This window comes from Kutzneria chonburiensis (genome assembly GCF_028622115.1).
Lineage (GTDB): Bacteria > Actinomycetota > Actinomycetes > Mycobacteriales > Pseudonocardiaceae > Kutzneria > Kutzneria chonburiensis.
The window spans coordinates 9264911-9291352 of record NZ_CP097263.1; the positions used below are offsets into that span (position 1 = coordinate 9264911).

Genomic DNA, 26442 nt, shown 5'->3' on the forward strand with positions numbered 1-26442 from the left:
TCCAACACCTCGGCCGACGGCCGGATGTTTCGCCCCTGTTCCAGGTATGTGTACCAAGTAGGGCTCAGCCCGGCCAGAACTGCGACTTCCTCACGACGAAGTCCGACCGTTCGGCGGCGTGCCCCACTGGGCAGCCCTACTGATTCCGGAGTCACGCGTTCCCGACGGCTGCGAAGGAACGCGGCCAGTTCGTGGCGATTGCCCCCTCAACCGGCACGTATGTCACCCCCAAGGTCACCCAGTACCAGACATTATTCCAGAATCCCCGCCGCGATCGAGCACCCTTGCCCTCTCGTGTAGTCCTTTTTGTGGCGGACCGCGTAACTCTCCTGCTGCGGATACCGGACGTTCACCTGATCGGTGGCGTGACTGCTCAGAAGCCCTCCCCGCCAGTGCTGGTACCGCCAGTACCACCACAACTTGACTCTGCCCGCGCGGGCCGAACTCGAATCAAGCTTGAGTCACCGTCGAGGCAGGGAGGCGTTCCGTGGTGGTCGAGCTGATGGCCATGCTCGCCGGGATCGTGCTGGCGGTGCTCACGGGCTTGAGCGTGGTCCGAACCGTGGTCAACCCGCGGGACCGGTCCTCGTTGGCGGCCCGGCTCACCGCCCGGTTCACCTACCGGACCTTGCTGCTCGGTGCGTCGAAGTTGCCGCACCGGCGCCGGGAACGCGTACTCGACCTGTGCGTTCCGCTGAGCCTGGCAGCGCTGCTGGGCGGCTGGCTGGTGGCCACCGGCGTCGCGTGCTGGCTGATCGCCTACGGACTGCCGGCCGGCGCCGAGGACGCCGTCCGTGCGGCCGGGTGGTCGCTGGCCGCGCTCGAGGCCCTGCTGTTCGCGGTGTACCTGAGCAAGCTGATCGAGAAGTACCAGCGCCGCGAGGCGATCACCACCCGGTTGCAGGCGCGGGCGACCAGCCTGTTGGACGCCGAGGTGGTGCTGGCCGACCGGCTGCGCGGCGGCACGCGGTCCGACCTGGGCACGGCGTTCGAGCACTGGGCGGACTGGCTGGCCGACATCCGGTCCAGCCATGCCAGCTGTCCGGCGCTGCTGTACCTGCGCCCGGCCGGCGAGATGTGCTGGGTGGAGGCGGCGGTGATCGTGCTGGACGCGGCCGCGCTGACCGAGGCGGTGGCGCCGATGTGGGCGCCGCCGAGCGTGCGGGTGGTGCTCGCCGCCGGCAGCGACTGCATCCAGCGGTTGGCCTGGCAGCTGGACATTCGGCTGGCGGTGCCGACGGTGAGCCTGCACGGACGTGAGGAACGGGCGTTTTCCGATTCCGTGCGCTGCGCGGTGTCCGCCGGGCTGCCGGCGGAACGGGACACCGACAAGTCCTGGCGGGCATTCCAGGACAGCCGCACCCGGTACGCGGCGCACGCGGACGCGATCTGCTCGTACCTGCGCTATTCGAACGAGGCACCACGATCGGAAAGGCAGGGCGGCGACATGGGGGAGCCGTTCGTGCCACGGCCGGTCTTCTGAGAACACTTATTTGTCACGCTGGGGGAGAAATGCAGACGATGGTGAAGACGATGAGCCCGCAGACCACTTCTACCGACAGCGGCCTGTCCTGGTTCTGCCAGGGCCTGTTCGCCTCCCTGCCCCGCTCCGATCAGCGGCGCTGGGCCGAGGTGTATGTCCGTGGCCTGATCGAGGTGCCGGGCCGCAAGTCCATCCGCCGCATTTCCGACCACGTGCTCGGCTGGCGGGCGGACCAATGCCTCCAGCAGTTCGTGAACCAGAGTCCCTGGGCGTGGGAGCCGGTGCGGCGCGGACTGGCCACCCAATTCGCGGCGACCTCGCCACCGCAGGCCTGGGTGCTGGAGGAGGCCGTTTTCCCGAAGAACGGCGACAACTCGGTCGGCGTGGCCAAGCAGTACGTGCAGTCGGCCCGGCGCACCATCAACTGCCAGCTGGGCATGGCCGTGTTCATGGCCAACGAGACGACGAGCTGCCCGGTGAACTGGCGGCTGGTGCTGCCGCGCTGCTGGTCCGACGACGACGCCCGGCGGGCCCGCACGCACGTGCCCGAGGAGGAGCAGCACCGCTCGCAGTGGTCGTGCGCGCTGGACGCGGTGGACGAGATGGTCACCGAGTGGGCGCTGCCGCCGGCGCCGGTCGTGGTCGACGCGAGCAGCCACTCCGACCTGGCCGAGCTGATCGACGGTCTCGAACAGCGCGGACTCCGTTACCTGGTGCGGATTCCGGCCGAGACGAGCGTGCCGCCGGTCAACGGCCGCCGGTTCACCGCCGGCGAGCTGGCCATGCTGGCCGCCCGCCGCGGGCAGCTGACGATGAGCTGGCGGGACCCGGCGAGCTGGCGGGTCGGCACCTCCCGCTGGATCGTCGCGATGATCCCGAACGCGGAGAACGTGGTGCAGATGGCGCCGCACGCGGCGTACCGGCGGATGCGGCGCATCGCCGCCGAGTGGCTGCCGGGCCGGGCCGCGCCGAGTTCGGTGTGGCTGACCAACATGCACAACGCCCGGCTGCCCGAGCTGGTCCGGCTGACCCGGCTGCGCCGGCGCACCGGCGAGGACATGGCCAAACTGCACGACGGTTTCGGCCTGCGCCACTTCGAGGGCCGCAGCTTCCGCGGCTGGCACCACCACATGACGCTGGCGTCCGCCGCGCACGCCTTCGCCGCGCTGTCCGCGGCGGACCAGGAGTACGCCGACGAGTTGGCCACCCTGCGGCCGTACGCCTGATCCTGGAGGTGATCGTGTACTGGGAGCCTGAGTCGCCGGGCCGGATGAGCCCGCTGGAACACGCGCTGGTCTCCTGGCTGCCCCACCGACGCTGGTTCGCCGGTGGGGGCCGGGACGCCCACCGGGTCGAGATCGTCTCGGCCACCGAGCTGGTCACGGCCGGCGCGGCCCGCGGCGCGCTCGTGCTGGTCGAAGTGTCCTATCCGGACGGTGGCCGCGAGCTCTACCAGGTGCCGCTGGGACATCGGACCATCCAGAGCTCGGACATCGGCCCGGCGGTGATCGCCAACGTGCCGGACGGAGTGGTGTACGACGCCACCGTGGACGCGGCGCTGATGGGTTCGCTGTTGGCGATGATCCGCGGTGGCGCCAGGTCCGGCGACACCGCCTTCACCCCGGAGCCCGGCGCCTGGCCCGCCGGCGCCGGGCCGATGCCAGGGCGGCCGCTGGGCGTCGAGCAGTCCAACACCTCGATCGTGTTCGGGGACAAGGCGATCCTCAAGCTGTTCCGGCGGCTCGCCCCCGGCGTCAACCCGGAACTGGAGCTGCACCGGGCGATCACCGGCGCCCGGGTGCCGCGGCTGCTCGGCGCGGTCGAGGGCTCGCTGCGGGGCGAACCCGTCACGCTCGGCGTGCTGCACGAGTTCGCCGCCGGCTCGAGCGACGGTTGGCTGATGGCCACCGAGGCCGTGCGGAACCTGGTGTCCGGCGTTGACGACGGCACGGACTTCGTCGCCGACATCGAACTGCTCGGCGCCGCGGTGGCCGATGTGCACGTCACACTGGCCGACCGGCTCGGTACGTCCACAATGGACGCCGAGGTGCTCGCGGACGTGTTGTCGGCCCGGCTGGACCGGGCGGTCGCGGTCGCCCCGGCGCTGGCTCGCGACGCCGACCGCATCCGGGCCGTCTACCGGGCCCCGGCCGCGGCCGGCGAGAAGATCGTCACGCAGCGCGTGCACGGCGATCTCCATCTGGGACAGGTGCTGCGGGCTTCCGACGGCTGGCTGCTGACCGACTTCGAGGGCGAGCCGGCCGGCGAGGACCGCATGGCCGCGCACTCGCCGCTGCGGGACGTCGCCGGCATGCTGCGGTCGTTCGACTACGCCGCCGGCCAGGTCGGCGACGCGTGGTCCCGCTACCAGCTGGAACGCTGGCTCGCCCAGGTGCGGCTGGCGTTTTCCGCCGGCTACGGCCGGGAGTCCGGAGTGGACCTGGCCCGGTCGCGGTGCGTGCTGACCGCGTACGAGCTGGACAAGGCGGTGTACGAGGTCGCGTACGAGACGAGGAATCGCCCGTCCTGGGCGCACATCCCGCTCCGCGCCGTCGCCGCCATCCTGGGCGGCTGACCGCCCATTGCGCTGACGCCCCGATCCCTGCCGGGGCGTCAGCGCAGTTCTCGTCGACACTGCGTTCGTTCCGCTGGGCCGGCCGGCCGGACGCGGTCACCATGGGGACATGGAAGTCGAGACCTTGCGGGGGATCACCCTGTTCGCCGCGCTGGACGGCGACCAGTTGGCCTGGCTCGCGCAAGCCGGCACCCGGTTGTCGCTGGCCGACGGCGAGGTGCTGTTCCGTGACGGTGAGCGGGCCGAGGCGTTCTACGTTCTGGTCGAGGGCGGACTGGCCTTCAGCACGACCGACCACAATGGACAGGAACGGCTGCTGACCCGGCACTCGAGGCGGGCGCGGGCGGGCGACGATGTCGGCCGGGCCGAGGCCGATCACGACGGCAAGCCGCCGGCCGCCCACGAGTTCACCGGCGAGCTGCCGCTGCTGGCCGACGCCGACTACATCGCGACCGCGGTCGCGGTCGGCCCCACCCAGGTGCTGCGTTACGCCAAGCCTCAGTTCTTCGAGATGCTCGTGCGCTGCCCGCAGGTCTGCACGGTGTTGCTGCCCGTGTTGGCGTGGCGCATCCATGCCGCCGAGGTCGCCGTCCGGCGTCGCGACACCCTGGAGGCCCTCGGCACCCTCGCCGCCGGTCTCGCGCACGAGTTGAACAACCCGGCCGCGGCCGTGGCCCGCTCCGCCGCGGAACTGGCGGACCTGTTCCCGCAGCTGCTCCGGGACTGCTCCTGTCTTGGCCGGCAGGCTGAGCCCGACGAGCTCGCCGCCGTCAACGACAGCATCGATGCCGTCCGCTACCGGGCGCCGCTGCGCGCCGTGGATCCGTTGGATGCCATGGACGCCATGGACGGCGTCACCGACTGGCTCGAGGATCGCGGCATCGACGCCGGCGGCATCGCCGATGATCTCGTCGAATGCGGCCTGCGGGTCGACGACCTTGACGCCCTCGCCGGGCAACTGCGCCCCCAGGTCCTGCGCCCCGCCGTGGAGGTCGTCGCCGGCTCGCTGCGGGGTCACGCCACCGTCGCCGAGGTGGTCGGCGCGATCGGCCGGATCTCCGGGCTCATCGCCTCCACCAAGGCGTACAGCGATCTCGACCGGGCCGCCGAACGCGACGAGGTCGACGTCGTGGAGGGCGTCGAGGCGACGCTGACCCTGTTGGTGTCCAAGCTGTCCGGCATCCACGTGGTGCGGGACTACCGCCCGTCGCTGCCGCGCATCTCCGGCCGGCCGAGCGAGCTGAACCAGGTGTGGACCAACCTGATCGACAATGCCGTGGACGCCATGCCCGACGGCGGCACACTCACCATCACCGCCGACGGCGTCGGCGACGACCTGCTGGTGGAGTTCCGGGACACCGGCGCCGGTGTGCCGCCGGAGGCCGTTCCCCGGCTGTTCCAGCCGTTCTTCACCACCAAGGACGTCGGCCGCGGCACCGGGCTCGGGCTCTACCTGTCACACGAGATCGTCAGCCGCCGGCACGGCGGCGCCATCTCGGTGTCCTCGCAGCCGGGCGACACCCGCTTCTGCGTCCGCCTACCCGTCCGCCCCGGCGCTCGAGCGTGAGCCGAGTCCGTTGTGGACACCCAACTCCGGGAGTTCGCGCCGGACACGTAACCGGCATCACACCTGACTCAGTGCAGAAAAATGGCCCGGCGAGACATCGCCGGGCCATTTCAAGCGGGTGAGTGACGGGATTCGAACCCGCGACACCTGGGACCACAACCCAGTGCTCTACCGACTGAGCTACACCCACCATCGAAGATCCCCACCGTTGCCGGTGGCGACCTCCGTAAGGCTAGCGCATCGGGTCTTCAGCTCAAAAACGGGTTACCCCTGGCCGGCCTGCCGAAGGATCTCCGCCGCCGCGGCCTGTGCTTGTTCGCTGGTCGGGCCGGGCTGCGGCACGAACGCCGTGGCCCGGTAGTAGGCCAGCTCGCGGATGGACTCGTGGATGTCGGCCAGCGCGCGGTGGGCCAGGCCCTTGGCCGGCTGCGCGTAGTAGATGCGCGGGTACCAGCGCCGGCACAGCTCCTTGATGCTGGACACGTCCACCATGCGGTAGTGCAGGTGGCCGTCCAGCTCGGGCATGTCGCGGGCGATGAAGCCGCGGTCGGTGGCGATGCTGTTGCCGGCCAGCGGTGTGGAGCGGGAGTCGGGCACCCACTGCCGGATGTAGTCCAGCACCAGCTGCTCGGCTTCCTCGAGCGTGGTCGTGGACCGGCGCACCTCTTCGGTCAGCCCGCTGTGGGCATGCATGTCCCGGACCACGTCCGGCATTGCCGCCAGCGCCTCGTCGTCGGCGTGGATCACCACGTCGACGCCGTCCCCGAGCACGTTCAGTTCTGCGTCGGTGACCAGGGCCGCGATCTCTATCAGGGCGTCTTTGCCCAGGTCGAGCCCGGTCATCTCGCAGTCGATCCACACCAGACGATCAGTCACCCGCAGGAGCCTATCCCGCCACGGTGCGTGTTCGTCTGAACGCGCGGTTTCGGGCCTTTCGGCCTAGTGTCGGCAGTGCCGTTCGGGCTATCGGTTCGGGAGGTCGGGGTGGACGCGTTCGAGGAGATCGCCGCCGGGTACGCCACCGAGGGCGGTGCGCTGGAGCTCGGGGCCGCCGTCGTGGACGGCACCGTCAAGGCCGAGGCTCGCGTCCGCCTGCCGTTGGCGACCTTGAACCGTCACGGCCTCATCGCCGGCGCCACCGGCACCGGTAAGACGAAGACCCTCCAGCTGATGGCCGAGCAGCTCTCCGCCGCTGGCGTGCCCGTGGTCATGGCCGACGTCAAGGGTGACCTGTCCGGCCTGTCCCAGCCCGGCGCCGGCGGCGACAAGGTGGCCAAGCGGGCCGCCGAGACCGGCGACGACTGGGCCGCCTCGGGCTTTCCGGTGCAGTTCCTGTCGTTGGGTTCCGGCGGCAGTTCCGTGCCCGTGCGGGCCACCATCACCAGCTTCGGCCCGATCCTGTTGTCCAAGGTGCTCGGCCTCAACGACACCCAGGAGTCCACCCTCGGCCTCATCTTCCACTGGGCCGACTCCCGCGGCTTGCCTTTGTTGGACACCAAGGACCTCCGCTCCGTCATCCAGCACCTCACGGGCGACGAGGGCAAGGAGGACCTCAAGGGCCTCGGCGGCGTTTCCTCGGCGACCGCCGGCGTCATCCTCCGGGCGCTGCTCAACCTCGAGGCCAACGGCGGCGACACCTTCTTCGGCGAGCCCGAGCTCGACCCCGCCGACCTCATGCGTGTCGACGACGGACGCGGCGTGGTCACCCTCCTGGAGCTCGCCGAGCTCCAGGGCAACCCCGCCCTCTTCTCGACTTTCCTGATGTGGCTCTTGGCGGCGCTGTTCCACCAGCTCCCCGAGGAAGGCGATCTCGAGAAGCCCAAGCTGGTCTTCTTCTTCGACGAGGCCCACCTGCTCTTCGCCGACGCCTCCAAGGCTTTCCTCGAGCAGATCGTCCAGACCGTCAAGCTCATCCGCTCCAAGGGCGTCGGGGTGTTCTTCTGCACGCAGCTCCCCACCGACGTTCCCAACGCCGTGCTCTCCCAGCTGGGCGCTCGCGTCCAGCACGCCCTGCGGGCCTTCACCCCCGACGACCAGAAGGCTTTGGCCCAGACCGTCAAGACCTACCCCACCACTCCCCATTACGACCTCGGCAAGGCCCTGACCACCCTCGGCATCGGCGAGGCCGTGGTCACCGTGCTCTCCGAGCAGGGCGCCCCCACCCCCGTCGCTTGGACCCGCCTTCGTCCGCCGCGTTCCCTCATGGCTTCCATCGGTCCCGACGCCGTCCGCCAGGCCGCCACCGCTTCGCCCCTCTTCACCAAGTACGGCCAGTCGGTCGACCGCGAGTCGGCGTACGAGATGCTCCTCGCCAGGGTCGCACCTCCCGCCGCGGATGCCCCCGCTCCCGACGCCCCCGATCCCTCGCCGCACAAGGACTCCGCCGACCCCGGTCTCATCGGCCAGGTCCTGGGCAACCCCGCTGTGAAGTCCTTCCTCCGGTCCGCCGGCTCCGCCCTTGGCCGCGAGATCACCCGAGGAATCTTCGGAACCAGCCGCCGCCGCTAGCGCCTCCTTCACCCCGCACTTTCCGCCGCCCCTGCCCTCCAGGCCTCCGCACGCCCTGTTGCCCCGCGCTCCCAGCGCGCTGTCCGCACGCCTCCATGCACTTACCCACCGGCAGTCTCTGCTTGCTGCCCGCTTCCTGGCGGCTCCGTTCCCTCTGCTGCCGCCACCGCCTCCTGGCGGCTTCGGTCCCTCTGCTGCCACCACCACTTTCTGGCCGCTCCAGCCCCACTTCTGCCGCCAGCTATCGGCCGGGAGCGTGAAATCGTGGGCCTGTTCGGGTATTGAGTCGACACCATCCCGAAACACGGCCGTCCTTTTGCCGATTTAGCGTCCATGGTGGACGTCGACCCGGGAGGTGGGTGGGATGACCGGTCCCTGTGTCGTCTGCGGTGCGGAGCGGCCTAGTTCTCCGTCGGACTTCTTCTGTTCCGACCAGTGCCAGCGCGACTGGCACTCCGGCCAGGTGGAGCCGTTGGTCAGCGATGCCAGCACGTGGCTGCCGCCGACGGTGAACCGCAACGGCGAAACGTGGCGCGCGGCCTGAGTCAGACCGAACGCGTGCGGTACGCGAGGTTGAGCACCCGCTCGACCAACCGCGGCGCGATCGCGTAGCTGGCCGCGGCGAGCCGGCCGAACGGCAGGTCCACGGACTTGGGCCGGCGGACGAGCGCGCGCACCACCAGCCGGGCAGCCCGTTCCGGGGTGGCGGCCGGCATCCGGTCGTAGACCCGGCTCGGGCCGATCATCGGTGTGCGCACGAGCGGCATGTGCACAGTGGTGAACGTGATCCGGTCGCGCAGCGTCTCGGCCGCCGCGACCTGGCTGAACTCGTCCAAAGCGGCCTTGGACGCCAGGTACGCGGCGAACCGCGGCGTGCGGGTCTGCACGCCCATCGACGAGATGTTGACGACGTGCCCGCCGCCGTTGTGCCGGAAGTGCGGCAGCAGCCCCAGCACCAGCCGCACCGGCGCGAAGTAGTTGATCGCCATCGTGCGTTCGAAGTCGTGATGACGGTCGCGCGAGCTGTTCAGCGACCGTCGGATCGACCGGCCGGCGTTGTTGACCAGCATGTCCACCCGGGGCTGCTCGGCCAGCACGCGCTTGAGCAGCGTGTCGACGGATTCGGCGTCGGTCAGGTCGCACGCGTAGCTGTGCGCCTCGCCGCCACGGGCCACGATGCCGTCGCGGACCTGGTCCAGCTCGTCGGCACGGCGGGCCACCAGCAGCGGCACCGCGCCGAGTCCGGCGATCGCGAACGCCGTGGCGCGGCCGATGCCGGAGGACGCGCCGGTGATCAGGATGCGCTTGCCGGCCAGCGACGACGATCCACTCATGACCCGATGATGCCACTACCTACTCGTGAGTAGGAAGCGGTCGTGGCAGCATGGCTGACCATGGCGAGGTGGGGAGAGTTCCGGGCCAGGCCGTTCCACCTGGGTTTCGGGGTGCTGGCGATCGGGTGCGCGGTCGTGAGCGCCGCGCTCATGGAGGACGCCGCGCTGCGCGCGGGCTGGATCGCGCTCGGCTGCGCCGGCCTTGTCTGGCTCGGCTTCGTGTCGTGGGCGCTGGTCCGTCAGCGCAGGCGCAGCTCCAACACCTGACCCGGCCACGTGCCGACCATGAAGGTGTCGGTCGGCGTGAATCCGGCTGAGACGTAGAACGCGACCAAGGCTCGGTCGTCTCCGGCGTAGCAGTCCACGCGAACCCGTTCCACGCCCTCCTCGACGGCGCGGGCCTCCGCGTGCTTGAGCAGTAACCGCCCCGCGCCCCGCGCGGCCGGGAACCTCGCGCCGGCGAGCCCCGTGACGTATAGCTCCGGCACGTCGGTCGGCGGGATGTGGGCCTGCGGCTGGCCGAGGGCCATGAAGCCCGCCGCCCGGCCGTCCGCCTCGGCGATCCACGCCTCACCGGCCAACCACTGCCGCATGGCCTCCACGCGCTTCGGGTTCGTTGAGAACGGCTCCGTGCCCCACTGCCCCGTGCGGCCCTGTTCCGTCAGCCACCGCACGGCGTCGTCGAACAACGCGCCCACGGCGTCCAGGTCGGCGGCCGTTGCCGGGCGGAGCTTCATGCCGGCTCGGACGCCGTCACCACCGCGTCGCGCAGCGCCGCCCTCAGCCGTCCGACCTCCAGCGGCGCCAGCACTGCTGTCTCTCCCGGCGGCGCGACCAACACCACGTGGCCCTGGCTGACGAACACCGTGAGGTCACGGCGACGGCCCGCCACATCCCGGCAGGTCACCAACCATTCCTTGCGGTCAACCACGTCTTCCGCCTCCCAGCCAATCGGTGCCTGACAACATCGCGGCGCTCGCAGCGGTGTGACGCACCCCGGCCGACGACGTGACGCGGGTTTCGCGGCCAGATCGTGCCCGTCCCCGTGGATGATCACGCCGTGCTGCTGCTTAGCCTCGCACGACCGAGCGGTCGATTGTCACCTGGGAGGGTGATCAGGCACCCCGGCCCGGACCCCCGACCACCGCTTTTAGTCAGAAGGGCGGAAGCGGTGGCCGCCCGTTCGGGCGATCACGCCTACTCTCCGCCGGCTCGGCGTTCACACCGGCCCGATCGTCCTCGGACGCCGCGACCTGCCGTTTTTCTCCGCTTCGCCGGTTTGCGGCAGTGTCGACGGACTGCACTGGTTTTGCAAACTGCTCCAGTTCGTCGGACTGCTCCGAGCCGCACACCGTCCCCACGGCGTTGCGCACGGTCGCCGCGACGACCTCCACCACGTCGTGCGAACTGCACTACTTTGCAAAACTTCTCGAGTTCGTCAAACTGCTCGACTTCGCACGACCGTCTCGCCGTCGACAGTCTCGACCGCGATGCCAGTCTCGACGGAGATGCCAGTCTGGACCTCGATGCCAGTCTCGGTCGCGATGCCGGTCTGGACCGCTACGCCAGGCTCGGTCGCGATGCCGGTCTGGACCGCTACGCCGGTCTCGGTCGCGATGCCAATGTCGGTCGCCGTGACGACCTCGGCCGTATCACCGGCCGTCGCCGTCGCCGGCCGGCTCATGGTCGCCGCCGCGTCGCCGTCCTTGATCAGCAGTGCCACCGCACCGGACGCGATCATCAGCCCCGCGGCCACGGCGAACGCCACGTGGTAGCCGACCAGGCTGCCCGTGCCGCCCGAAGTTCCACTGCTGAACGCGGCGAGCACGCTGCCCAGCACCGCCACGCCGATCGCCGACCCGGCCTGCCGGCCCGAGTTGTACAGCGTGGACGCCCGGCCGGTCTTGGCCGGCGGCACCTGGGCGAACGCGGCCGTCTGGGCCGGGTTGAAGTTGTTGGACATGCCCAGCCCCAGGTAGAACATGATCAACATGACCACCCACTGCGGGGTGGCCGCCCCGACCAGCGTCATGAGCATCATCGCCACGGCGGCATTCACCACGCCGAGCACGATGTGCAGCCGCGGCCCGAGCGTCGAGTAGACCCGACTGGCAATCTGCGTGCCGACCAGCACACCGACCGCCTCGGGGAAAGTCGTCAGCCCGGTCTGCCACGCCGAGACACCGAGCCCGGCCTGGTAGAGCAGCGGGAACACGAACAGCGTGCCGAGGAACCCGGCCGTCGACATCAGCTGCACGACGTTGATGCTGCGGAACAGCCGGTCCCGGAACAGCCGCAGGTCCAGCATCGGTTCCGGCACGCGCAGCTCAACCAGCACGGTCGCGGCCAACAGCAGCGCGCCCAGCACGCCGGTGATCACGATCTGCGTCGCGCCCCAGCCCAGCGTGGCGCCCTCGGTGAGCGCGTACATCAGGAGCGCGAACCCGACGCCGGAGAGCAGGAAGCCGGCCACGTCGAACCGCCCGGCGCCCGGCTCACGGTGCTCACGCAGCAGAAACAGTCCGAATAGGAAGGTCAGGACGCCGACCGGCAGGTTGACGTAGAACACCCAGCGCCACGACAGCGTGTCCACGAGCAGCCCACCCAGCACCGGTCCCATCGCCGGCGCGACGGCCGTGGGCAGGATCAGCACACGGTTCACCCGCATGCGCTCGGCCAGCGGGAACTCCCGGTACAGCATGGCGAGGCCGATCGGCGCGAGCATGCCGCCGCCCAGACCTTGGAGCAGCCGGAACCCGACGAGCTGGGGGAGTGTCTGGGCCACGCCACACAGCGCCGATGCCAGCGTGAAGACGGCCAGCGCAACAAGGAACACCCGCTTGGTGCCGAACCGGTCGCCCAGCCAGCCCGACGCCGGGATCACCAGGGCCAGGCTGAGCAAGTAGCCGACGACGACCGCACCGGCGTCGGCTGCGGTCACGCGGAACTGGCCGGCGATCGTCGGCAGCGCGACGTTGACGATCGTGGTGTCGAGGATGTTGAGGAAGAGCGCGGCGACGAAGACGACGCTGACGACGACCTTCGGGCTCAGCTGACGTAACCCCACCGCTCGGCTCCCTCAAGGAATGTTTGCATGCGACAACGAAACATTCCAACAGGGACGGCTCGGGGGTTGTTCCTCGGACGAGGTGATCCGTGCTGCGGGGTGGGCCGGGTCTCAGCCCAGGTCGTAGGGCATCAGGGTGGTGAGCGCGTCGTCGACGCTGACCCAGCTGCCCTCGGTGCCCGGCAGGACCAGGTCGTAGGTGCGGTCGAGGAAGTCGGCCAGCTCCTGCGCGGACGCCTCGAACATGGCCAGGCCGGCCGGCGAGCTGACCACCAGCACGACGAGCTCGATGTCGTCGACCGCGGGGCGGATCCGGACGTCGCCCGAGCCGGCTTCGGCGATCAGACCGTCGGCCAGCAGGTCGCGGGCGAAGCACCACTCCACCCAGCCCGACGGGCCGGAGCGGAAGGCGGCTGTCACGGCGTACGGGTCACGGGTGTCGTAGCGAAGTTCGACCTCGACCGGGACCGACGGTGCGTCGGGCACCAGCAGGTCCAGCACCGCCATCGAGCGGAGCGTCATGTGGTCGTTACGCATCGTGTTCACCCCTCGGCTTCCCGACACTCGTCCTGAGTCAACAGTGGCGGAGTCCTCTGGAGAACTTGTCCACGTTCACTCAATGTCGCCCCCAGGCGGAGTTGCCCGCTCAATCTGTCACTCATCCGGGTGGCGGTCCAGCGGTTTCGTCATTCACCGTACGAAAGTGTGGGGATATGACCTGAAAAGGGGAACGGTCTTGCCCCTGTTGTGACCACTTTCCAACGTGATGATCGCTACACCCGCGCGCCCTCCGGGTCCGCGACATCCCGGCCTGGGTGTCGCCGACCGTGCAGCACGCGCCGCTGCACCGCCACTTCCTCCGTGCTCAGCCAGCCGAGCACGGCCCGTCCGATCAGTTCCAGTTCGAGCAGGAAGACCACCTGGCCTGGCGACTCTTCTCTGTCAGCTCGGGATACGCACGCGACGGTCGCTCGGATCAGGTGGCCGTGCGATCGGTTCGAGTTGCTCCATCCGGTCCAGGGCGGAAGTCAAGGTCGTCTCGGCCGACCGTCTTGCCCTGGATCAGCGGTGTTAGCGCCAACGGCCTCAGGGCACCTCGACCGTAGGGCTGTCTGAATCTCGCCGCGCCAGTCCGCCGGCCGCATCCGCGATGGCGCGAGCGTGGCGTCACACCTTCTCTTAGGGGCTTACGCCGTCTAATTGGGCCGTCCAGCGGTGTCGGTCTTCACGACACGCCGGTATAGGACGGTCCCCTCGTTCCCGGTCGTCCGCTGCCAGACTTGCCCGAGTTGCCTGGTCCGGCTGGTGGGAGGACGCAAGCGATGGGCGAACCGCTCGGAGACGTACTCGATCGAGCAGCCAGGTTGAGTGCCTCCGGCCGGCGTCGCAAAGCGGTTGCCCTGCTGCGCAGCACCGCCGACTCCCATCCCGACAGCTCAGAGGTCTGGTGCCGGCTGGCCGCCGCGCTGCTGGATCGTGGCGACGCGGCCGCTGCCCTGATCGCCGTGCGTCGGGCGATGCCGCTCGGTGGGGACAGGGCGTGGGCACACCGTCTCGCCAGCAAGGCCTTGAGCCGCCTCGGCCGTCACGAGGAGGCCGTCGCCGCCGCTCGGCAGGCTGTCCGCGCCGCGCCCTCCGACTGGCGTTGCCGCATCGCCCTCGCCGAGGTGTTCGGTGCAGCCGGCAGTTGGCCCGACGCCGTCGATGCCGCTGCGCAGGCCGTCCGCTACCAGCCCGACCACGTCCGGCCGTACCTCATCTTGGGCGATGCCGCCCGCCGGACCGGCGACCTCGCCACCGCCGAGCGCGCTTACCGCACCGCCTTGCGTCGCAAACCGGGCGACCCTCGCGTTCGCGCCGAACTCACCCGTCTCCGCCAGGCCAGCTCCCGTGACGCCGACCTCCCTGGCCCGCGTCGACCCCGCTCCGGTCTCGACAACTTCGCCGAAAACGAGAAGTTTGCAAAAATCCAGGAGTTCGCAACTCTCGAGGATGTCGACCAACCCTCGGGTTTCGACCAGCTTCCCGCAGGAGGCCGTCCCTCCCGACCGTGGACGGCCTCCTCCGGCTGGTCAGATGACTGGCAGCCCCGCAGCTCCGCCCACGACCCCAACCACCGCGCCGCCGCCCATCCCGACAACCGTGCCAGCGGCAACCGTTCCCTGCTCAACCGTCTCATGGGCAACCATTCCGCCGGGGACCTTCCCACGCTCAACTATCCCGACAGCACCCCGTTCCCCGACGACCACCCGGCCGTCGCCCACCCCGCGCCCGGTCGACCTTCTGTAGTTCGCCAAAACCGAGCATTTCGCAAATCTTCTGCACTCGGTCGAACTCCTGCCGACGACCGCGCGCCAGATGATGGCTGGCCATCCCCCGGCCGTTGGACACTCGGCCGCCCGGCAACCGACCCGCCCGCCCCTAACCGCGCGAAGCCCAGCCACTCGTCGCGCCCCGACCGTTCGTCGGCGGTCGGCCGAGCTTCAGAGGGTGGCCGCTCGTCGGGAATCGGTTGGTCTGCCGCTGACGGTGTGGCGGTCGGAAACTCGTCGCGACTCGACAGCTCCTCTGCGGTTGGTCGTTCGCCGGTGGGTGGTCGGTCGTCGGGAACTGGTTGGTCTGCCGCTGACGGCGTGGAGTCCGGCCAACTGTCGCGAGCTGGCCGTCCTTCGGCGGTCGGTCGAACGCCAGAGGTCGCTCGGTTGCCACGGACCAAGTGGTCTGCCGCTGACAATGTGCAGGCCGGCCACTCGTCGCGAGCCGGCCGATCTCCGGCAGGCGGCCGACCTTCAGAGGTCGGTCGGTCGCCGGTGGCGGAGAAGCTGGCGTGGCGCGTGGTCCGTCAGCTGTCCGTGGCCGTGGCGATCGCCGGCATGTTCCTGATGGTCGCCGGCCTGCCGAAGCCCACTCCGGTGTTGGCGTGGCTCGGTTTCGCCATCCCGTGTGTGGTCCTGGTGCTGGCCGTCGTCGAGGTGTTCCGGGTGCCGTCCGGGCTTCGGTTCGCCGTGCTGACCATGCCGCTGCGCCGCCCGGTGATCGCCCTGGCGTGGGTGCTGCTGGCATTGGCCAACGCCCTCGTGCTGCTCTGGGCCATGCTCGACCGCGTCAACGCCGGCACGATGGAGCCGCTGATCTTCGCCCTGGTCTGCGCGGTCTGCGCCGGCGCGGTGTCCCTGGTCAACGAGGCGTAGCCGCGCCCGGACAAGCGCGGGACAAGCGGCACGTCAGCCGCCGCGGGCAGCATTCCGGTGTGACTGATCGATGGTCATCCGCGCCGGAGGTGCGCTCGTGAGCGGCTTGGGTCTCGACCCCGTCGCCGAGACCGTCTACCTGACGGCACTGACGCGCGTCCGATGGCGGCTCGCCGACCTCGCTCGCCACGTCGACGTCGCCAGCCGGCCCGACGATCGCCCCCACACCAACAGCGCTCCCGGCGACGGCGTCGACCGGCTCTGCCCCGACGGTCCCACTGTTGCCGGGCAGCCTCGCCCAGACGCCCGCTCCGCCGAGGCCGCCGACCAAGTCCGCTTAGACGACGGTGCTGGTGCTCCCGGCGATTCCCGGTCGGACCGTTGTCTGCCGGCTTCCGCTGATCAGGTCTGCCCCAGTGATCGTGCTGGTGTGCTCGGCCGCTCCCGGCCGGACGGCTGTCTGCTGCCTTCCAGTGGCCAGGCGCGGTCCGGTGGCCGCGTGGTTGCGGGTGCCGAGCAGCTCGGCTCTGGTGGTGCGGGCGAGCAGTCTCGCCCAGACGGCTGGTCTGGAGAGGCCGCCGAGCTGGTCCGCGCCGACGAAGCTGCTGCTCGGCGGCGATCTCGACCGGACGGCCGTCTGCTCGCGTCCGCTGATCGGGCTCGCTTCGACGACCGGTTCGTCGCGGCCGTCGACCGGCTCCGCACCGACGGTCTGCTTGTGGCATCCGCCGAGGAAAGTGGCGCGGTCCGTGCCGTCGATCCGGCCCTCGGGCTGCCGGCGCTGGCCGCGAGTCGGGTGTGGGGTCTGAGCGCCGGCGACTCGCGGCCGCAGGCCCTGGCGATCGCCCAGGTCATCGCCCGCCACGAGCCGTCAGCGGCCGATCGCCTTCACGGGCTGGACGAGATGAACTCGTTCGCCGAACATCTCGTCGCCAATGCCCGTCGCGAGGTCGTGATCCTCAGCGGACAGCACCGGACCGGCTCGTTCGAGTTCGCGGTGCCGGTCGCCGAGGCCGTGCTGCGTCGCGGTGCCGAATTTCGACTTCTATGGCGCAGCGAACTGATTCGCACGCCCACCGTTGCCGCGCACGCCACCTGGCTGCGCTCCCGTGGTGCCGCGCCCCGCATCGTCCAAACGTTGCCGACGAGCATGCTGCTGGTGGATCGGTCCGTCGCCGTGGTCATCACCGGCGATGATGCCGTGGTCAACCGCGCCGCCTCAGCGGTCGCACCGCTCTGCATGCTCGCCGACCAGCTCTGGGCCAACAGCAGTCCGGGTCCCCGCCGTCAGCACACGGCCGACCAGACGCCGCGCCACCACAAGGTCCTCCGCCTGCTGGCCGACGGACTGACCGACGACGCCATCGCCCGCCAAGTCGGCGTCAGCGTCCGCACGGTTCGCAACGACATGGCCGCGGCCATGCTCAGCCTCGACGCCCGCAGTCGCTTTCAAGCCGGCGTCCGCGCCGCCCAACTCGGTCTGCTCTGAAAAACAGCGGTCAGCAGCGCTCTGCGCCGAACGGGAAGGTCGCGCGGCGCAGCCACCGTTCACCGTCGGAGTGGACGAGCCACGCCTCGGTCAGCCGTTCATACACGGGGAGTTTTGCAAAAGCTCGTTTTTGACGAACTCCTCGACTTCGTCGGAGACGTCTGTTGTGACGGTCAGGTGCGGCTGGACATCGTCGCCGAACTCGCCGCCGTAGGGCTGATGGGCCGGCCAGCGCGCGGCGATCCGACGGGTGAGCACGCGGAACGGCTCCTCCGGTTCGGGCCGCAGATACAGCACCGTTGGAAAGCGACGGAACTCGGCCAACCGGACGTCGATCGGCGCGGTTTCGGCGAAGATCGCGGCCAGGGCCAGCCCGTCCTCGTCGGTCAACAGATCCATCGGCACCCACGGGTACAGCACCGTCACGTGAGCCTCGACCGCCCGCGGCGGAACGCCCGGTCGATCTAGGAGCGGCTCCACGGCCAGTACGGGGATGATCACGCCGGTGACGCCGACAGGCAAGGTCATGGCCGTATTGTCGGAGGAATGCGCCAGGATCAGCACGGAATTTCGGTGCACGCGGCCACCGCCGCCGCGGTCGAGGAACTGGACGGAGCCGTCGACTCGCTGCTGCACTTCCGCCTGGACGTGGGCGAACGGTCCGAGCGCGCGGTCACCGAGGACCCGCTGCAGCCGACGGCCAACGCGATGCGTGTGTACCTGGCTGTGCTGAGCACCGATCCCCAGTACGTGCCGCCGATCGCGGCGAAGTTCGCCGAGTTCCGGCAACGCGTGAGCGACCTCACCGACGGCGAACGCCGTCACGTCGAGGCCGCGGCCAAGCTGCTCGACGGCGATCTCCACGCCGCGGGCGCACTGCTCGCCGATCTCGTGGCCGAGCAGCCCCGCGACGCCCTGGCCCTGGCCGTCGGCCACCAGATCGACTTCCTCACCGGGAACGCGACCTCGTTGCGCGACCGCATCGGCGGGGCCCTGCCCGCCTGGAACACGGCCGACCCGCATTACGCCAACCTGCTCGGCATGTACGCCTTCGGCCTGGAGGAATGCGGCCACTGGGAGCTGGCCGAGCAGACGGGCCTGCGCTCGATGGAGCTCGACGCGGCCGATGTCTGGAGCATCCACGCCGTCGGCCACACCCACGAGATGCGTGCCACCTACGACGACGGCATCGCCATGCTGGACCGCCGCCGCGCCAACTGGGACCAGGGCAATCTGCTCCGCGTGCACATCTGGTGGCACTACTGCCTGTTCCTGCTGGAAGCCGGCCGCTACCGCGAGGCGCTCGACCTCTACGACGAGCGGCTCGCCCCGACCGACGAGTCGACGATCACCGAGGCCGTCAACGCCGCCAGCCTGATGTGGCGACTGCACCTGCTCGGCGAGAACGTCGGCGATCGCTGGGCCAAGCTGGCCGCGACCTGGCCGCCGCGCATGACGATCCCGTTCAACGCCTTCAACGACATGCATGCCGTCATGTCGTACGTCGGTGCCGGCGAGGACAATCTTGCCGCGGATCTCGTTGCCGACCGTCGCCGCTACGTCGCCGAAGCCGGGCCCGCGACCAACATCGCCACGACCGCCCGCGTCGGACTGCCCATTTGTGAAGGATTGCTCGCGTTCGGCCGCGGCCGCTACGAGGAGGCCGTCGACCTGCTGTGGCCCATCCGCCGCCACGTGCACGAGTTCGGCGGCAGCCATGCCCAGCGGGACGTCATGCAGCGCACGCTCGTCGAGGCCGCCATTCGCGCGGGCCGCACCGCGCAGGCCCGGACGCTGGTCGGGGAGCGGATCAGCGTGCGACCCGACTCCCCGTACAACCAGCTCAAGATGCGTCAGCTGACCGGTTCCTGATCTCCAACATCGTGCAGCCGTCCACCGTCCGATACGGACCGTGCGGCATCCCCGGCGGCCGCGAGGCGAAGTGCCCCGCCCGGAAAGTCCGGTCCAGCGTGATGTCGTGCAGCGACCCTTCGAGCAACAGCACCTCCTCGAAGTAGTCGTGCCGGATCACGCCCGATGTCTCCGTGCCGGGCGCCCACCTCGCGAGCCTGGTGCCCACGTCGCCGTCGTCCTCCCGGCTGAGAACCCGCTCGCTGACTCCCGGCGCTAGTGGATCCGGCCGCCACGGCACGGTCTCCACGTCGAAGAACTCCAGCTCGTCCTTCATCCCGACCTCCAAAATCGGTTGCCGGCGGTGGCGTCACGAGATCAGGCTGCCACCCGTGCCGATCCGAATCCTGCACGCCGACGACGCCGCCCGCTGTGACGAGATCATCGCCGCACTGCCGTACTTCTTCGGCATCCAGGCCGGCGTCGATGCCTGTGCCGAGGCCGTCCGCACCCATCGAGGCTGGGTCGCCGAGGTTGACGGTGTCGTCGCCGGCTTCCTCACGGTCGAACAGCTCATCAACCCGGAAATTTCCTGGCTGGCGGTGCACCCGGAACATCGTCACCACGGCATTGGCAAGGCCCTCGTCGCCGCTGCTGTCGATGTTCTGGCCAGTGAAGGTCACACGCTGCTCACCGTGCTCACGCTCGGGCCCTCGGTCGTCGAACAGCCGACCGACAACTACTCCGGCACGCGCCGCTTCTACCGCTCGGTCGGCTTCGAGGCCGTCCGGGAGCTCGATCTCGTCGGCTGGGAGCAGGCCGCCCTGCTGTTGGTCCGTCGACTGGACCGACACTCGTCCACTGTGGTCAATAGTTGATTGTGTTGATCCATGTTGACAAGTCTCGTCAACATGGATCAACACAATCAATGTCGGTCGCTAGACCGTCACACCCGAGGAAACTTGCGAAACAGTCGAGATTGACCGACTCGCCCGCCGCTGACCGACAGCCTCGGCGAGAGAACGCAGCACGGATTCCGTCACATCCCAGCCCATACAGGCATCGGTGACGCTCTGGCCGTACGTCAACTCCTCGGCATGGCCCAGCCCCAGCTCCTGCCGTCCCGGCTCGAGGAAGCTTTCCAGCATGAGACCGACGACCTCGGTCTCGCCGCCGGCGATCCGGGCGGCGATGTCCGCCGCGACCAGGGGCTGGCGCAGGTGGTCCTTGCCGCTGTTGCCGTGGCTGCCGTCGATGATCACCCGAGTCGGCAGCCCGGACTTGGCCAGCCGGTCCACGGTGTGCTCGACATTGGCCCGGTCGTAGTTCGGACCGGCGCTGCTGCCGCGCAGGATGACGTGGCAGTCGGGGTTGCCGGCGGTGGAGAAGATCGCCGCAAGACCGTCGTCGGTGATGCCGGGGAACACGTGGCTGGACGCGGCGGCCTTGACCGCGTCGACGGCCGCTTGCACGTCGCCCTCGGTGGAGTTCTTGATTCCGATCGGCATGGACAGGCCGCTGCACAGCTGCCGGTGCACCTGGCTCTGCGCGGTGCGCGCGCCGATGGATCCCCAGGTCACGGTGTCGGCGATGTACTGCGGCGTGATCGGGTCCAGGAACTCGCAGCCGACCGGGAGTCCCAGGTCGAGAATGTCCAGCAGTAGCCGCCGGGCGATGCGCAGCCCGTGGTTCACGTCGTACGAGCCGTCCAGCCGCGGGTCGTTGATCAGGCCCTTCCAGCCGAGCGTGGTGCGCGGCTTCTCGAAGTACACCCGCATCACGACGCACAGCTCGTCGGAGAGCTCGGCGGTCAGTGCGGCCAGCCTCCGCGCGTAGTCGAGGCCGGCCACGGGATCGTGCACCGAGCACGGCCCGACTACGACGAGTAGCCGGTCGTCGGCACCGTTGAGCACGTTGGTCACCGCGGTCCGGCTCTGCACGACCACGGCCTCGGCGGCGTCGGTGAGCGGGGCCTCGTCACGCAGCAGCGCGGGCGAGACCATCGGCCGCGAGCTGACGATGCGCTGGTTGTGGGTGGACATCGGGGTTCCTCTCCAGCAGGCCGCCCGAGATCCGCCGGCCTGCCCTGTCTGGGGCAAAACAAAAGGCAGAGGCGAATCGCCTCTGCCTTGCCGGCTCTGGGTGCTTCGTGGTCAGCGCACGGGGTCGCCGCCGGGCCCACCCAGGGCCGGCTCGCTAAACCACCGATAGCTACGAAGCACGGAAGAAGCGTAGCGCATGTTGACCGCACCGGTGCAATGGGTCAGGATCAGTCCATTGGAGCCGGGCGAGGAAGGGCGGTCCCCGTGATCACCGTCGACGCACTGCGCGAACTGGTAGCGACCGGGGAGGTCGACACCGTCCTGGTGGCCATCGTGGACATGCAGGGCCGCCTCCAGGGCAAACGCTGCTCGGCCAACTACTTCCTGGACGTGGTGCTGGACCACGCCACCGAGGGCTGCAACTACCTGCTCGCGGTCGACGTCGAGATGAACACCGTCAGCGGCTACCGGATGTCCTCCTGGGAGCGCGGTTACGGCGACTTCGTGATGCGGCCGGACCTGAGCACGTTACGGCTCACGCCGTGGCTGCCCGGCACCGCGATGGTGATGTGTGACGTCGAGTGGGAGGACCGCAGCCCGGTCACCGTCTCGCCCCGCCAGGTGCTGCGCCGGCAGCTCGACCGGCTAGCCGAGCGCGGCCTCGCCGCCTTCGTCGGCACGGAGCTGGAATTCATCGTTTTCGACGACAGCTACGAGCAGGCGCACGATCTCGGCTACCGCGACCTGCGGCCGGCCAATCAGTACAATGTGGACTACTCGTTGCTCGGAACCTCCCGTATCGAGCCACTTCTGCGGCGCATCCGCAACGAGATGAGCGGCGCCGGCCTGATGGTCGAGTCGGCCAAGGGCGAGTGCAACTTCGGCCAGCACGAGATCGTCTTCCGGTACGACGAGGCGCTGCCGACGTGCGACAACCACGCGATCTACAAGACCGGTGCGAAGGAGATCGCCGCGCAGGAGGGGCACAGCCTCACCTTCATGGCGAAGTACAACGAGCGCGAGGGCAACTCCTGCCACATTCACATCAGCCTGCGCGGCACGGACGGCGATCTCACGTTCGTCGGGGACGGGCCGCACGGCATGTCCGAGACGGCGCAGCAGTTCATCGCCGGTCAGCTGGCCTGCCTGCGTGACCTGACGCTGCTGTTCGCGCCGAACATCAACTCCTACAAGCGTTTCCAGCCCGGGAGCTTTGCGCCGACGGCCGTCGCCTGGGGTAGCGACAACCGGACCTGCGCGCTGCGGCTGGTCGGTCACGGCGCGGGGCTGCGCATCGAGAACCGGGTGCCGGGTGGCGACGTGAACCCGTACCTCGCGGTCGCCGCGCTGATCGCGGCCGGCCTGCACGGCATCGACAACGGGCTGGCCCTGGAGCCGGAGCTGTCCGGCAATGCCTACGCCTCGGACAAGCCGACGGTGCCGAGTTCCTTGCGCGAGGCCAAGGATCTGTTCGCGGCCAGCGCGGTCGCCCGCGAGGCGTTCGGCGAGGACGTCGTCGATCACTACTGCAACGCGGCCCGAGTGGAGCTGGCCGCGTTCGACTCCGCCGTCACCGACTGGGAGCGTTTCCGTGGCTTCGAACGGCTTTGACCGCCGGCCGGTCATCGGCATCACGACGTACATCGAACGGGCTCGTTACGGCCCTTGGGACATCGACGTCGCACTGCTGCCCCGAACCTACGTCGACACAGTCGCGGCAGCCGGCGGCAACCCGGTTCTGTTGCCGCCGCTCGGCTTCGCCGATGTGTCCTTTCTGGACGGACTGGTGATCGCCGGCGGCGCGGACGTCGACCCGGCCCGCTACGGCGAGGCGGTGCACCCGGAAACCCTCGGCCTGCGACCGGATCGGGACGAGACCGAGTTCGCACTGGTCCAGAGCGCCCTGGCCGTCGGCCTACCGTTGATCGGCGTGTGTCGTGGCATGCAGGTGCTCAACGTCGTGCTCGGCGGCACGTTGACGCAACACGTTCCGGATGTGACGGGTTCGTCGGCGCACCGTCCGGTGATCGGCCAGTTCGGGCGCACCGAGGTGAAGATGGAGCCCGGCAGTGCGGTGTCCGACATCCTCGGCGGCACGGCGAGTGTCTCGTGCTCGCACCATCAAGCCATCGATCGGCTTGGTGATGGGCTGACAGTCACCGCTCGATCAGTCGACGGCGTCATCGAGGCGGTCGAGCTGGCCGGCGCCGACTTCGCGATCGGCGTGCAGTGGCATCCCGAGCAGGACGCGGAAGTGCGGCTGTTCAAGGCTTTGGTGGCGAGAACGGGGAATGGGCAGTGACCACCTTCGATGTGATCAATCCGGCGACCGAAGAGCTGGTGGGTGCCGTCGAGCTGACCACGCTGGAGCAGACCGACGCGGCGATCGCCCGGGCCCAGGCCGCGTTGCCGGCGTGGAAGGCCGTCGCACCGGGCGACCGGGCCCGGCTACTACGACGGTTCGCCGCGGCGATCGACGCCGACCGGGAGAACCTGGCGCAGCTCGAGGTTGCGAATTCCGGGCACACCATCGGCAACGCGCGGTGGGAGGCCGGCAACGCCCGCGATGTCGTCGAGTACTACGCGGCAGCGCCGGAACGCCTGTTCGGTCGCCAGATTCCGGTCGCCGGCGGCATCGACGTCACCTTCGCCGAACCGCTCGGTGTCATCGGCGTGATCGTGCCGTGGAACTTCCCGATGCCCATCGCCGCCTGGGGTTTCGCCCCGGCGCTGGCCGCCGGCAACACAGTTGTCGTCAAGCCGGCCGAACTGACGCCGCTCACGGCGATCCGGTTGGCCGAGCTCGCCCGTGACGCGGGCATCCCCGACTACGTCTTCCAGGTCCTGCCCGGCAAGGGATCCGTTGTCGGGCAACGATTCGTCACGCATCCGGCGGTGCGTAAAGTCGTGTTCACCGGTTCGACGGTGGTCGGCAAGCAGATCATGGCCGGCTGCGCCGAGCAGGTGAAGCGGGTGACCCTGGAACTTGGCGGCAAGAGTGCGAACATCGTGTTCGCCGACGCCGACATCGAGCGCGCCGCCGCGACCGCGCCCTACGGCGTCTTCGACAACGCCGGCCAGGACTGCTGCGCCCGTTCGCGAATCCTGGTGCAGCGCAGCGTTTACGACCGGTTCATGGCGCTGCTGGAGCCGGCGGTGCAGGGTGTCAAGGTCGGTGACCCGAGTAGTACGGAGTCCGAGATGGGTCCGCTCATCTCGTCCGCGCATCGCGAGAAGGTCGCCTCGTACGTGCCCGAGGACGCCCCGGTCGCGTGCCGCGGCAGCGCTCCGGAAGGTGCTGGATTCTGGTTTCCGCCAACCGTTCTCACGCCATCGTCCGAAAAGGACCGATCGGTCGTCGAGGAGATCTTCGGCCCGGTGGTCGTCGTCCTGCCGTTCGACGACGAAGCCGACGCGCTGCGGATCGCCAACGACAGCGAGTACGGCCTGTCCGGCTCCATCTGGACCCGTGACGTCGGTCGTGCCCTGCGGGTGGCCCGTGGTGTCGAGGCCGGCAACCTGTCGGTCAACTCGCATTCGTCGGTCCGCTACTGGACGCCTTTCGGCGGGTACAAGCAGTCCGGCCTCGGCCGGGAGCTCGGTCCGGACGCGGTCGCCGCGTTCACCGAGACCAAGAACGTGTTCATCGCGACTGAGGAGTGAGAAGTGGCAGAACGTCTTGCCGGCCGCGTTGCGGTGATCACCGGTGGTGGCAGCGGAATCGGACTCGCCTCGGCGCGACGGCTGGCGTCCGAGGGCGCCAGGGTCGTCATCGGCGACGTGGACGAGAACGCCGGGGGCGCGGCAGCCGATGAGGTCGGCGGCTTGTTCGTCAAGGTCGACGTCACCGACGCCGGTCAGGTCGAGGCGATGTTCCAGCAGGCCGTGGACACCTACGGGTCGCTCGACATCGCGTTCAACAACGCCGGCATCTCACCGCCCGACGACGACTCCATCCTGACCACGGAATTCGAGGCGTGGCAGCGAGTCCAGCACGTCAACCTGACTTCGGTCTACCTGTGCTGCAAGTACGCCCTGCCGCACATGTTGGCCCAGGGCAAGGGATCCATCATCAACACCGCGTCTTTCGTCGCGGTGATGGGCGCCGCCACTTCGCAGATCTCGTACACCGCCTCCAAGGGCGGCGTGCTGGCGATGACCCGTGAACTCGGCGTCCAGTTCGCGCGGCAGGGTGTTCGGGTGAACGCGCTGTGCCCGGGGCCGGTGAACACGCCGCTGCTCAAGGAGTTGTTCGCCAAGGACCCGGTGCGCGCCGCCCGGCGGCTCGTGCACATCCCGATGGGCCGTTTCGCCGAACCCGAGGAGATCGCCGCCGCCGTCGCCTTCCTGGCCAGCGACGACTCGTCGTTCATGACCGGATCCCAGTTCTTGGTGGACGGCGGCATCTCCGGCGCCTACGTGACCCCGAATAGTCCGACGGGCCTGCTGATGGACTCCGCCGGCGACGCGTTGTTCCGTCCGGTCCGGACGGGCAACGCGTTCGAGGAGACGGTGGAACGGCTGCTCCAGGCGATCAAGCTGGGCGTCGTGCCGCCGGGCGAGCGGCTGCCCGCCGAGCGTGACCTGGCCACCCGGCTCAACGTGAGCCGGGTGACCTTGCGCGAGGCCTTGCATGCCTTGCAGGAGTCCGGTTTCGTGGAGTCCCGCCGCGGTCGTTACGGCGGGACCTTCGTCTGCACGGCTTCGCCCCGTGCCGTGCCGACCACTCCGTCCCGTGTGGACGACATCGAGGACGTCCTGATCCTCCGTTCCGCCTTGGAGATCGGCGCCGCCGAGTGCGCCGCCATGCGGCCGCTGTCCGACGAGGATCGGGCCCAGCTGCGCGCCCGACTGTCCGAATGCGACACCTCAGGGCTGGACGAGTACCGCCGCAAGGATTCCCGGTTGCACCTGGCCGTCGCCGAGCTCACCGGCTCGCCCTCCCTGACCGCCGCCGTCGCCGACGTTCGGATGCGCCTCAACGAGCTGCTCGACGGCATCCCGTTGCTGCCCAAGAACATCGAGCATTCCAACCGTCAGCACGCCGCCCTCGTCGAGGCCATCCTCGCCGGCGACGCCGTCACCGCGCGCCGCGCCATGACCGAGCACCTCGAAGGATCCGCCTCCCTCCTCAGGGGTTTCCTGGTGTGAGAGCGCTCTCACCGCTTGGTTCCCCGAAGTGCGACGCGGCCAGCCGAGTCATCGCGCCGGCCACCTGGCCCGGCGGCTGCGCGGAACGTCCCGGTGCCGGCTTCGGCCAGCCGACGGCCCATGCCCCGATATCGCCTTCGGATCGCGCCGCCAACCGAGATCATGGTGTCGGTGGAGCCGGTTT

The 26442-nt window shown here is 69.5% G+C and carries 25 protein-coding genes, 1 tRNA gene and 3 pseudogenes; 17 read left to right on the top strand and 12 right to left on the bottom strand.

The window, feature by feature from the left end:
* Positions 1-17: 17 nt before the first annotated feature.
* Positions 18-155: pseudogene (locus M3Q35_RS49045) on the bottom strand (helix-turn-helix domain-containing protein); the annotation flags it as partial.
* A 332-nt stretch (positions 156-487) separates the two neighbouring features.
* Here M3Q35_RS49045 and M3Q35_RS43045 point away from each other — a divergent pair.
* The 4 genes from M3Q35_RS43045 to M3Q35_RS43060 all read left to right on the top strand — a co-directional run bounded on the left by M3Q35_RS43045 (position 488) and on the right by M3Q35_RS43060 (position 5625).
* Entirely contained in the window at positions 488-1483 is a 996-nt protein-coding gene (locus tag M3Q35_RS43045) for a hypothetical protein (RefSeq protein ID WP_273938347.1), read from the top strand.
* 29 nt (positions 1484-1512) lie between these two features.
* On the top strand, positions 1513-2709 hold the full coding sequence (locus M3Q35_RS43050; RefSeq protein WP_273938348.1) for an IS701 family transposase: 1197 nt from the start codon (positions 1513-1515) through the stop codon (positions 2707-2709).
* A 14-nt stretch (positions 2710-2723) separates the two neighbouring features.
* Positions 2724-4058 carry a maltokinase N-terminal cap-like domain-containing protein gene (locus M3Q35_RS43055; RefSeq protein ID WP_273938349.1) on the top strand — a complete coding sequence of 445 codons (1335 nt, stop codon included), beginning with the start codon at positions 2724-2726 and terminating at the stop codon, positions 4056-4058.
* A gap of 109 nt (positions 4059-4167) precedes the next feature.
* Entirely contained in the window at positions 4168-5625 is a 1458-nt protein-coding gene (locus M3Q35_RS43060) for an ATP-binding protein (RefSeq protein WP_273938350.1), read from the top strand.
* Positions 5626-5742: 117 nt separating this feature from the next.
* Here the strand turns inward: M3Q35_RS43060 and M3Q35_RS43065 are convergent.
* A tRNA-His gene (locus M3Q35_RS43065) sits at positions 5743-5815 on the bottom strand.
* A gap of 74 nt (positions 5816-5889) precedes the next feature.
* A complete protein-coding gene (gene orn, locus M3Q35_RS43070; RefSeq protein ID WP_273938351.1) occupies positions 5890-6501 on the bottom strand; it encodes an oligoribonuclease in 612 nt (203 codons plus the stop codon).
* A 108-nt stretch (positions 6502-6609) separates the two neighbouring features.
* On the opposite strand from orn, the gene M3Q35_RS43075 reads away from it, so the two are divergent.
* Both M3Q35_RS43075 and M3Q35_RS43080 read left to right on the top strand, forming a co-directional pair.
* Positions 6610-8133 (top strand): helicase HerA-like domain-containing protein, encoded by a 1524-nt coding sequence (locus tag M3Q35_RS43075; RefSeq protein WP_273938352.1) that lies wholly within the window; start codon positions 6610-6612, stop codon positions 8131-8133.
* Positions 8134-8497: 364 nt separating this feature from the next.
* Positions 8498-8677, top strand: a complete 180-nt coding sequence (locus tag M3Q35_RS43080) for a hypothetical protein (protein ID WP_273938353.1) — start codon at positions 8498-8500, stop codon at positions 8675-8677.
* A gap of 1 nt (position 8678) precedes the next feature.
* Here M3Q35_RS43080 and M3Q35_RS43085 read toward each other — a convergent pair whose 3' ends face one another.
* On the bottom strand, positions 8679-9467 hold the full coding sequence (locus tag M3Q35_RS43085) for an SDR family NAD(P)-dependent oxidoreductase (RefSeq protein WP_379794565.1): 789 nt from the start codon (positions 9465-9467) through the stop codon (positions 8679-8681).
* 60 nt (positions 9468-9527) lie between these two features.
* Here M3Q35_RS43085 and M3Q35_RS43090 point away from each other — a divergent pair, with 60 nt between their 5' ends.
* Complete coding sequence (locus tag M3Q35_RS43090; protein WP_273938354.1) at positions 9528-9734, top strand: hypothetical protein; 207 nt, start codon at positions 9528-9530, stop codon at positions 9732-9734.
* Here M3Q35_RS43090 and M3Q35_RS43095 read toward each other — a convergent pair.
* The 5 genes from M3Q35_RS43095 to M3Q35_RS43115 form a co-directional block, all read right to left on the bottom strand.
* Positions 9707-10204, bottom strand: coding sequence for a GNAT family N-acetyltransferase (locus M3Q35_RS43095; RefSeq protein ID WP_273938355.1), 498 nt, complete (start codon positions 10202-10204; stop codon positions 9707-9709). The two genes, M3Q35_RS43090 and M3Q35_RS43095, sit on opposite strands and share 28 nt — an antisense overlap.
* Complete coding sequence (locus M3Q35_RS43100) at positions 10201-10398, bottom strand: hypothetical protein (protein ID WP_043718205.1); 198 nt, start codon at positions 10396-10398, stop codon at positions 10201-10203. The genes M3Q35_RS43095 and M3Q35_RS43100 overlap by 4 nt, the downstream gene beginning before the upstream one ends.
* Before the next feature lie 507 nt (positions 10399-10905).
* Positions 10906-12534, bottom strand: a complete 1629-nt coding sequence (locus tag M3Q35_RS43105; RefSeq protein WP_273938356.1) for a DHA2 family efflux MFS transporter permease subunit — start codon at positions 12532-12534, stop codon at positions 10906-10908.
* Between the two features lie 111 nt (positions 12535-12645).
* The gene (locus M3Q35_RS43110; RefSeq protein ID WP_273938357.1) at positions 12646-13071 is read right to left on the bottom strand and encodes an SsgA family sporulation/cell division regulator; all 426 of its coding nucleotides are present in this window, start codon (positions 13069-13071) and stop codon (positions 12646-12648) included.
* Positions 13072-13307: 236 nt separating this feature from the next.
* Positions 13308-13454 carry a hypothetical protein gene (locus M3Q35_RS43115; RefSeq protein ID WP_273938358.1) on the bottom strand — a complete coding sequence of 49 codons (147 nt, stop codon included), beginning with the start codon at positions 13452-13454 and terminating at the stop codon, positions 13308-13310.
* A 402-nt stretch (positions 13455-13856) separates the two neighbouring features.
* Between M3Q35_RS43115 and M3Q35_RS49055 the strand changes: the two are divergent.
* From M3Q35_RS49055 to M3Q35_RS43130, 3 genes and pseudogenes are all read left to right on the top strand, one after another.
* Positions 13857-14321: pseudogene (locus M3Q35_RS49055) on the top strand (tetratricopeptide repeat protein); the annotation flags it as partial.
* 1023 nt (positions 14322-15344) lie between these two features.
* The gene (locus M3Q35_RS43125; RefSeq protein WP_273938360.1) at positions 15345-15725 is read left to right on the top strand and encodes a hypothetical protein; all 381 of its coding nucleotides are present in this window, start codon (positions 15345-15347) and stop codon (positions 15723-15725) included.
* Between the two features lie 97 nt (positions 15726-15822).
* Positions 15823-17214: a helix-turn-helix transcriptional regulator gene (locus M3Q35_RS43130; RefSeq protein WP_273938361.1), complete on the top strand. Its 1392-nt coding sequence runs from the start codon at positions 15823-15825 to the stop codon at positions 17212-17214.
* 90 nt (positions 17215-17304) lie between these two features.
* Here the strand turns inward: M3Q35_RS43130 and M3Q35_RS43135 are convergent, their stop codons facing one another.
* On the bottom strand, positions 17305-17778 hold the full coding sequence (locus M3Q35_RS43135) for a 2'-5' RNA ligase family protein (protein ID WP_273938362.1): 474 nt from the start codon (positions 17776-17778) through the stop codon (positions 17305-17307).
* On the opposite strand from M3Q35_RS43135, the gene M3Q35_RS43140 reads away from it, so the two are divergent.
* The gene (locus M3Q35_RS43140) at positions 17761-19086 is read left to right on the top strand and encodes a tetratricopeptide repeat protein (protein WP_273938363.1); all 1326 of its coding nucleotides are present in this window, start codon (positions 17761-17763) and stop codon (positions 19084-19086) included. The two genes, M3Q35_RS43135 and M3Q35_RS43140, sit on opposite strands and share 18 nt — an antisense overlap.
* On the opposite strand, the gene M3Q35_RS43145 is transcribed toward M3Q35_RS43140, so the two are convergent.
* Complete coding sequence (locus M3Q35_RS43145; protein WP_273938364.1) at positions 19058-19402, bottom strand: cupin domain-containing protein; 345 nt, start codon at positions 19400-19402, stop codon at positions 19058-19060. The two genes, M3Q35_RS43140 and M3Q35_RS43145, sit on opposite strands and share 29 nt — an antisense overlap.
* A 55-nt stretch (positions 19403-19457) precedes the next feature.
* On the opposite strand from M3Q35_RS43145, the gene M3Q35_RS43150 reads away from it, so the two are divergent.
* Complete coding sequence (locus M3Q35_RS43150; protein WP_273938365.1) at positions 19458-19943, top strand: GNAT family N-acetyltransferase; 486 nt, start codon at positions 19458-19460, stop codon at positions 19941-19943.
* Between the two features lie 60 nt (positions 19944-20003).
* On the opposite strand, the gene M3Q35_RS43155 is transcribed toward M3Q35_RS43150, so the two are convergent.
* Positions 20004-21107 carry a 3-deoxy-7-phosphoheptulonate synthase gene (locus tag M3Q35_RS43155; RefSeq protein WP_273938366.1) on the bottom strand — a complete coding sequence of 368 codons (1104 nt, stop codon included), beginning with the start codon at positions 21105-21107 and terminating at the stop codon, positions 20004-20006.
* A 264-nt stretch (positions 21108-21371) separates the two neighbouring features.
* On the opposite strand from M3Q35_RS43155, the gene M3Q35_RS43160 reads away from it, so the two are divergent.
* The 5 genes and pseudogenes from M3Q35_RS43160 to M3Q35_RS43180 all read left to right on the top strand — a co-directional run bounded on the left by M3Q35_RS43160 (position 21372) and on the right by M3Q35_RS43180 (position 26258).
* Entirely contained in the window at positions 21372-22718 is a 1347-nt protein-coding gene (locus M3Q35_RS43160) for a glutamine synthetase family protein (protein ID WP_273938367.1), read from the top strand.
* Positions 22699-23409, top strand: a complete 711-nt coding sequence (locus tag M3Q35_RS43165; protein ID WP_273938368.1) for a gamma-glutamyl-gamma-aminobutyrate hydrolase family protein — start codon at positions 22699-22701, stop codon at positions 23407-23409. The genes M3Q35_RS43160 and M3Q35_RS43165 overlap by 20 nt, the downstream gene beginning before the upstream one ends.
* Entirely contained in the window at positions 23406-24770 is a 1365-nt protein-coding gene (locus M3Q35_RS43170; RefSeq protein WP_273938369.1) for an aldehyde dehydrogenase family protein, read from the top strand. Before M3Q35_RS43165 ends, M3Q35_RS43170 begins: the two co-directional genes overlap by 4 nt.
* A gap of 3 nt (positions 24771-24773) precedes the next feature.
* A pseudogene (locus M3Q35_RS43175) lies at positions 24774-25535 on the top strand (3-oxoacyl-ACP reductase); the annotation flags it as partial.
* Between the two features lie 21 nt (positions 25536-25556).
* Positions 25557-26258: a FadR/GntR family transcriptional regulator gene (locus M3Q35_RS43180; RefSeq protein WP_273944695.1), complete on the top strand. Its 702-nt coding sequence runs from the start codon at positions 25557-25559 to the stop codon at positions 26256-26258.
* Positions 26259-26442 lie beyond the last annotated feature (184 nt).